The organism is Halopelagius fulvigenes, from assembly GCF_042662625.1.
GTDB lineage: Archaea > Halobacteriota > Halobacteria > Halobacteriales > Haloferacaceae > Halopelagius > Halopelagius fulvigenes.
Map to the genome: position 1 here is coordinate 604,011 of NZ_JBHSXH010000015.1, position 6,696 is coordinate 610,706.

General features: G+C 66.3%; 7 protein-coding genes. 1 reads left to right on the forward strand and 6 read right to left on the reverse strand.

The genetic code is table 11. The features are described from left to right. Window positions 1-230: 230 nt before the first annotated feature. Window positions 231-944: a competence/damage-inducible protein A gene (locus ACFQEV_RS13190; protein ID WP_379696798.1), complete on the reverse strand. Its 714-nt coding sequence runs from the start codon at window positions 942-944 to the stop codon at window positions 231-233. 153 nt (window positions 945-1,097) lie between these two features. Here ACFQEV_RS13190 and ACFQEV_RS13195 point away from each other — a divergent pair, with 153 nt between their 5' ends. Next, on the forward strand, window positions 1,098-2,102 hold the full coding sequence (locus tag ACFQEV_RS13195; RefSeq protein ID WP_379696801.1) for a glycerophosphodiester phosphodiesterase: 1,005 nt from the start codon (window positions 1,098-1,100) through the stop codon (window positions 2,100-2,102). 4 nt (window positions 2,103-2,106) lie between these two features. Here the strand turns inward: ACFQEV_RS13195 and ACFQEV_RS13200 are convergent, their stop codons facing one another. The 5 genes from ACFQEV_RS13200 to ACFQEV_RS13220 form a co-directional block, all read right to left on the reverse strand. Then, window positions 2,107-2,904, reverse strand: a complete 798-nt coding sequence (locus ACFQEV_RS13200; protein ID WP_379696804.1) for a DUF5803 family protein — start codon at window positions 2,902-2,904, stop codon at window positions 2,107-2,109. Between the two features lie 7 nt (window positions 2,905-2,911). After that, window positions 2,912-3,589, reverse strand: coding sequence for a DUF2110 family protein (locus ACFQEV_RS13205; protein ID WP_379696807.1), 678 nt, complete (start codon window positions 3,587-3,589; stop codon window positions 2,912-2,914). Next, window positions 3,589-4,122, reverse strand: a complete 534-nt coding sequence (locus ACFQEV_RS13210; protein ID WP_379696809.1) for a transcription factor — start codon at window positions 4,120-4,122, stop codon at window positions 3,589-3,591. Before ACFQEV_RS13210 ends, ACFQEV_RS13205 begins: the two co-directional genes overlap by 1 nt. Before the next feature lie 208 nt (window positions 4,123-4,330). Then, window positions 4,331-5,521, reverse strand: a complete 1,191-nt coding sequence (locus ACFQEV_RS13215) for a mechanosensitive ion channel family protein (protein WP_379696811.1) — start codon at window positions 5,519-5,521, stop codon at window positions 4,331-4,333. A gap of 161 nt (window positions 5,522-5,682) precedes the next feature. Continuing rightward, a partial coding sequence (locus ACFQEV_RS13220) for a hypothetical protein (RefSeq protein WP_379696814.1) occupies window positions 5,683-6,696 on the reverse strand: 1,014 nt, incomplete at its 5' end.

The following is a 6,696-nucleotide window of genomic DNA, read 5'->3' on the forward strand; positions in this document are numbered from 1 at the left end:
GGGTGCGTCGGGCGGCACAAAAGCGCCGCGGTGCGGAACGTCGCGGCGTCGGCGTCGCTCGGGTCGCGTCGCTGACGCGTCCGAAACTCGAACGTTTAAGAAGTGGCCCCGCGACCCTCAGACACGACAATGATTCCGCTTGCTACACAGGAAGCGCTTCCCATCGAGGCGACCGGTGCCGTCGTCCTCCTCGTGAGTATCCTGATAACCGTCGCGTGGCTCTGGCACCTCTACCGCTGAGTCTTCTCCTCGCCGTCCTCTCGCACTTCGACCCGTTCCCGTAGCCACGCCGCCGCCTCCTCGAGGACGCCCTCGTCCGCGGCGGTCAGCTTCAGTCGGACCGTCTCGCCGGGGTAGCTGCCGACGGTCACGTCGAACCGGTCTCGGACCTCGCGCAACCGACCCACGAGTTCGCTCTCGGGTTCGTCGGCGACGATAGACTCCGTGTACGTCGCTTCGCCGCTGAACTCCTCTTCGATCGACTCGAACATCGCCTTCATCTCCTCGGGGACGCCCGGCAGGACGTAGATCCCCTCGACCACCGCGCCGGGGGCGACGCCCTCCTCGTTCGGGAGCATCCGCGCCCGCGCCGGGAGGTGCGTCGTCCCTTCCGCGAGGTCGTCGGCGTCGTAGCCGCCGTGTTCGGTCAACCACTCGGTCGCTTCGGGGTGCTCCTCGACGGGCCGTCCGACCGCCGCGGCGACGCCCTCCATCGTCAGGTCGTCGTGCGTGGGGCCGAGGCCGCCGGTGACGATGACGGCGTCGTACTCGGCTCTGTACTCGTTTACGACCCGAGCGATGTCGGCGACCCGGTCGGGAATCGTGGTCACTCGTTCGACGTCGACGCCGCGCGCGTCGAGTTGACCGCACAACCACGCCGCGTTCGTGTTCACCGTGTCGCCCGCCAGCAGTTCGTCTCCGACGGTCACCACTGCGACTCGCATGACCCCCACTAACCCGGAGGCGGGGAAAAGCCCCGCGGCCGCCGCCCCCGCGCTCCGATCTGCCGGAAATTCTTCCGGCCTAACCAGTAAAAGAATTAGAAGTATATAATGGAAATATAAAATCATATATTCTCACCGATTGCATAACTATGTATGTCGCGTGACAAACTCACACTCGACCGACGAGCGTTCGTCGCCGGAACAGGTGCTGCGGTCGGAACGGCGTCGTTAGGCGGGGTTGCGAGCGCCGGCGGGGACGACTCCTCGAAAGAGAAGGAAAAGGAGAAGAAAGGCGAGAAGGGCGACGACCGAACGCCGAAGGTGATCGCCCACCGCGGGTTCGCCGGACTCTATCCGGAGAACACCCTTGGAGCGTTCCGACGCGCCACGATGTGCCACGACGCGGACATGGTGGAGATAGACATCATCCCCGCCTCCGACGGGACGGTGATGGTCACTCACGACCCGAAGATGAACAGCCGTGACGGCGGCGAACAGGGCCTGACGGAGGAAGACGGATACGTCTGGGATTACACCGCGGACGAACTGAACGACATCGAAGTGCTGGAGAGCGGCGAGACGATACCGACCCTCGAACAGTCGCTCGAGGTCATCCCCGACGATGTCGCCGTGAACATCGAGTTCAAGAACCCCGGCGTGCCCGAGGAGGAACTGGAGTTCGCGAAGAACCTCTCCGGCGACGCGCTGGAAACGCAGAAAGAGAAGTGGCAGCCGATAACCGAACGCACCCTCGACGTCGCCTCGCATTTCGAAAACGACGTCCTCGTGTCCTCGTTCTACGAGGCGGCGTTGGCCACCGTCCGCGACGTCGACTCCGACGTTCCCATCGCGTTCCTCTTCTGGGACTCTATCGAAGAGGGCCTGAAGATAACCCGCGAGTACGACTGCGAGGCGGTCCACCCGCCGTACAACATGATAAAGGGAGCGCCGTTCTTCAACGATAAGTACTACCTCGAAGGCGGGTCGTTCGAGGATATCGATCTCGTACAGAAAGCGCACGACGAAGGGCGGGCGGTGAACACGTGGACCGTCACCACGTGGTACCAGGCCGAACAACTGGCCGCGGCCGGAGTGGACGGCCTCATCGCCGACTACCCGAACCTCATGTGGAACGGCGGGTCGCCCGACGACGAGTAGCGTACTACATCCCCGGCGGCGGACCGCCGCCGCCGACATCGTCGTCCTCCTCGACGTCGAGACCCAACTCCTGGCGCTTCTCTTTCAGCGACTCTATCTGCCGCCGGTAGTACAGCAGACCGCCGATGCCGACCACCGCGAGCACCGAGAGGATGCCCGCGAAGATGTACAGGTCGCGTTGGAGGTAGTACTGCACCGCCACGGTGTCCGCCGTCACCTCGTCCCACCGGAGGGTCACCCGCCCGTCCGCGGTCGTCGCCCGGTCGTCCGCGGGCGGACTGACCGACCCGAAGACGGGGAACTCGACGTGCCGGTTCTCCGGGAGGACGACTTCGTAGGAGCCGTCGACGTACGTCGGCAGGGTGAACCGCTTCGGCGACCCGCTACTGGTGAACGCGAGTTGGCCGCCGCCGTTCGGCGGGGCGTCGTTCGGGAGTTGGACGGTGGTGACGCTCCGCGTCTGACTTACCGCGCCGCCGCGTTCGCGTATCTCCGTCCCGTTGATGACCGTCCCGTTGGGGTAGCGGTAGCGAACCGCCTCCACCGAGAGGGGGTTCCGCCCGCCGAACCCGTCGCGGCGGTAGAGTTGTATCTCGCTCTGGTTCATCTCGTAGACGGCGCGGAAGTCCGCGTTCTCCTGGATGGTGATGTGCGTCGTGACGTTCGAGTCCCACGCGTACTGCGACTGCGGCGCGGCGTCGATACGCTCTGCGGGCACGTCGCCCGTCCCGATGCCGAGACACCCGGCGGTCATCGCGAGGACGGCGAGTGCGAACCCGGCGAGGAGCAGTCGTCGATTCATGCGGCGGTCAGGAGATGACGCACTTCAGTTCCGCGGGGAGGTACGAACCGATGCTCGCCAGCAGTCCGGGCGGGTCCGTCCCCTCCGCGCAGACGATGCTCTGTTCGAGGAGGCCGAGGCGTTCGACGGTGACGATGTCCTCGGCGTGCCCCGCGCGGTTCACCGTCGCGCGGACTTCGCCGCGGGTCGAACTGTTGACGTTCACGCGCCCGCCCGTCTCCTCGCGGGTCCAGTTGAACAGTCGGTTGCGCGCGCCGTCCGAGAGGCGCGGCGTCTCGCCGTGGACGAACTCCAGCGGCACGTGCTGGACGATGCCGAACCGGTCGCGAATCTGCGTCGCCGTCCCGGTTCCCAATCCGAGCTCCTCCGTCGGGACGCGGACGTCGTTTCCGTACCCAGCGTCGAGGACGAACCCCTCGTCGTCCCACGACTCGAGCGTGCCGACGTACGTCTCGCCCTCCGAGAGGTGCGGCGTCACCTCGCCCCACTCCTCGGCCAGGACGTTCCGCGCGATGGTCTCGTCCTCGCCCGTCACCGTCACCGAGATGAAGTCGTCGTCGCGGACGCCGATGTCCCACTCCGCGTCGAGTTCGCCGATATCGTTCCGGACGAGAGAGTCGAGGCTGTCGAGCGCGCGTTCTCGGGCGTCGCCCGAGACGTAGCACTTCGTTGCGAGAACGACCATCAGTTGGACTGTCTCTTCACGTCGACGTTGAGTTCGTCTCGCAGGTCCTCGATGCGTCGCTCCATCGACTCGACCATGTCGTCGTTCTCCATGGGTTCGAGCGGAGCGCCGGTCTCCGGGCACTGGAAGCCGAGTTCCATCGCCTCGGAGAACTCGAAGCGGATGCCCGCGGGTTCCGAGAGGTAGAACTCGTGGGTCCGTTCGTAGTCGAGTCGCTCTTCGAGCGCGTCGAGAAGTCGGTACATCTCCTCTTCGAGGTTCTCCGGGATGTTCTCGTAGTGGAACGTCCAGAGATAGGTGAGCCACCCGGAGTCCTCGTCGCGAACTCTGCGGTACGACGCGAGGTCGTTCTCGTAGAGGATGAAGAGCGCCCGTCGCACGTCGTTGAGCTCGAGGCCGAGCTCTTCGGCGAGTTCCTCGTCCGTCACCTCGCCGTCCGGCGGCGCGGCGGCCACCGGCATCCCCGTCGGTCCGACAAGTTCGTGGAGGTACTTTTGGATGACAGGGTCGTTCAGCAGCTCCTCAAAAGCCATTATCGAACATCCGTCGGTGCGCCCATTAAGTCTTTTGAGGTACCGGTGCGACTGCGAGGGGAGTAACGCTCGGACCGCGGCGCGCTCTGTCGATCCGAGTTCGGAAAAATCGCCGCGGAATCGATCGCACTGCGGCGGGCGAGTCGATCCCGTCGACGCGAGAGTTTGCGCCGTACAGCGAGCGTCCCTCCCGGCCGAGACGAAGCCGTCAGTTGCGGTCCGCGACGGAGGTCGGAGCGTCGTCCGGCGCGACGCGGAACCCCGAGTCGTCACGCGAGTCCACGACTCGTTGGGGGTACGGGATATCGATTCCCTCCCGGTCGAAGGCGCTCCGTATCGCTCGAATCGCCTCCGTCCGAGCGTCCTCGACGCGTCGCTTCGTCGGGCGGTCTATCCACGCGTGCAGTTCGATCACGACCGCGGAGTCGCCGAACTCCCGGAGCACGGCCTTCGGAGCGGGCGAGGTGCGGAACGCGTCGCTGTCTTCGGCGGCCTCCTCTACGACGTCGAGAGCTCGCTGGAGGTCCGTGTCGTAATCGACCCCGACCGACACGTCGATTCGAAGCTGGTCGTTGTCCGTGAGGTTGAGGAGTTCGTTGCTCGTGACCCGGTCGTTCGGGATCAGCACGTGCTTGTCGCTGAACGTCTGGAGTTTCGTGTTGAACAGGGTGACGTCGATGACGACGCCCGACTGGCCGTTGACCTGAATCCAATCGCCCACCTCGAACGGGCGCGAGAACAGGAGGACGAACCCCGCGACCATGGCGGACAGCGTCGCCCGGGCGGCCAACCCCACGACGACGCTGAGCGCTCCGGCGCTTATGAACACGTTCGTCAGGTCGACGCCCCAAAGCGAGAGGGCGATGCTCCCGGCGACGAGGAAGATGCCGAGGTCGGCGAGGTGGTAGGCTATCTCCGATTGGTGTTCGGTGAGCGCCTCGGTCTCGCCGAGTTTGTCGATGGAGCGGTTGACGGACCGGACGAGGAGGTACGCGGTAACGAACAGGGCGACGGTGATAACCTGCCGCATCGCCGTCCACCGATCGACGATCACCGAGTTGACGGCGAACTCGACGAGGAACGTCATGTTCCAGACGGACGCGACTCCCACCACCGCGACGCTGATGAGCCCCGACGTCAGCACCGTCTCGACGAACTCGGCCGTCGTCGTCCCGAACCGGTCGTCGAGGCGGTCGCCCGCGAGGCGGACGAGTTGGACGCCGACCGCGAGGCCGAAGACGAGAGCGACGGTCGCGTAGAGCGGGTTCGACACGTCGAGGAAATCGACCCCCTGTATCAGGCTGTCCGCCCCGCCCGCGGTCCGGCCGGAGAGATCGAACGACGGCGCTTCCGCGGCGGACGGGCGTCCGCGGTTCGGTGGGGTGTTCGGCAGTGCCACGACGGCGCGGGCATCCGTACCGCGCGAATAAAAGTAGCCGGTTCGTGGCTCGCCGAACGGACCGCCTAACGACCCCCGGAGGACGTTCCGCCGGGTCGCCGGACGACGCGACGGACGCTCCGCCCGACGGCCGCGGTACTCCGCCGTCCGCGCGTCTCCGTCTACTGCACCGCGGTCGCGTTCAGCGTCGCAGTCTCGGTTCCGGTCGGCGTCTGCGTCGCAGTCTCGGTCGCAGTCTCCGTTTGCGTCGCCGTCTCCGTTTCGGCTTCCGTCGCCGTTTCGGTCGGAGTCGCCGTTTCAGTCTCGGCGGGTGTCGCCGTCGCATTCGGCGTCGGCGTCTCCGTTTCGGTCGGCGTCGCGGTTTCGTTGGGCGTCTCCGTCCCGTTCTCCGCGGCCGTCTCGGCGGGCGTCGGCGTCTCCTCGATGCTGAACGCGAAGTCCGTCTCGTCGTTCACGTCCACCGGCGTGCCGTCCTCCATCGCCGCCGTCAGGACGTAGTCGCCCGGCGCGAGTCCCTCGACGCTCGCGTTCCCGCCGGCCGGGACGGTGACGGACGCGACGACTCCCGTCTCGTTCGTGACGTTCGCCGTGACCGGGACGTCGTTCGGATTAGCGACGGTCACGTTGTCCTCACCGACGGTCGCTTCGAGGCTCTCGACGGGCGGCGCTTCGACCGTGAGAGTCGCGGACTGTTCGCCGTTCACGTCCACGGGTACGCCGTCCTCCGTCGCCGCGGTGACGGTGTAGTCGCCCGGCGAGAGTTCGGTCGTCGTCGCGTTCTCGCCGGCCGGGACGCTGACGGACGCGATGACTCCCGTCTCGTTCGTGACGTTGACCGTCACCGGGACGGCGTTGGGGTTCGCCACCGCGACGGAGCCGTTTTCGACCGTCGCCGTCGTCGAGCGCGGTTCGACGGTGAACTCGACGCTCTCGCCGTCGTTCACCGGCACGAGCATCCCGTCCTCCGTCTCCGCCGTGAGCGTGTAGTTGCCCGGCGGGAGTTCGGCCGTCGTCGCGTTCTCGCCCGCGGGCACCGTCAGCGATTCGACCGCGTCGCCCGTCTCGTTCGTGACGTTGACCGTCACCGGGACGACGTTAGGGTTCGCCACCGCGACGGAGCCGTTTTCGACCGTCGCCGTCGTCGAGAGCGGTTCGAGCGTGAATTCGTACTCGGC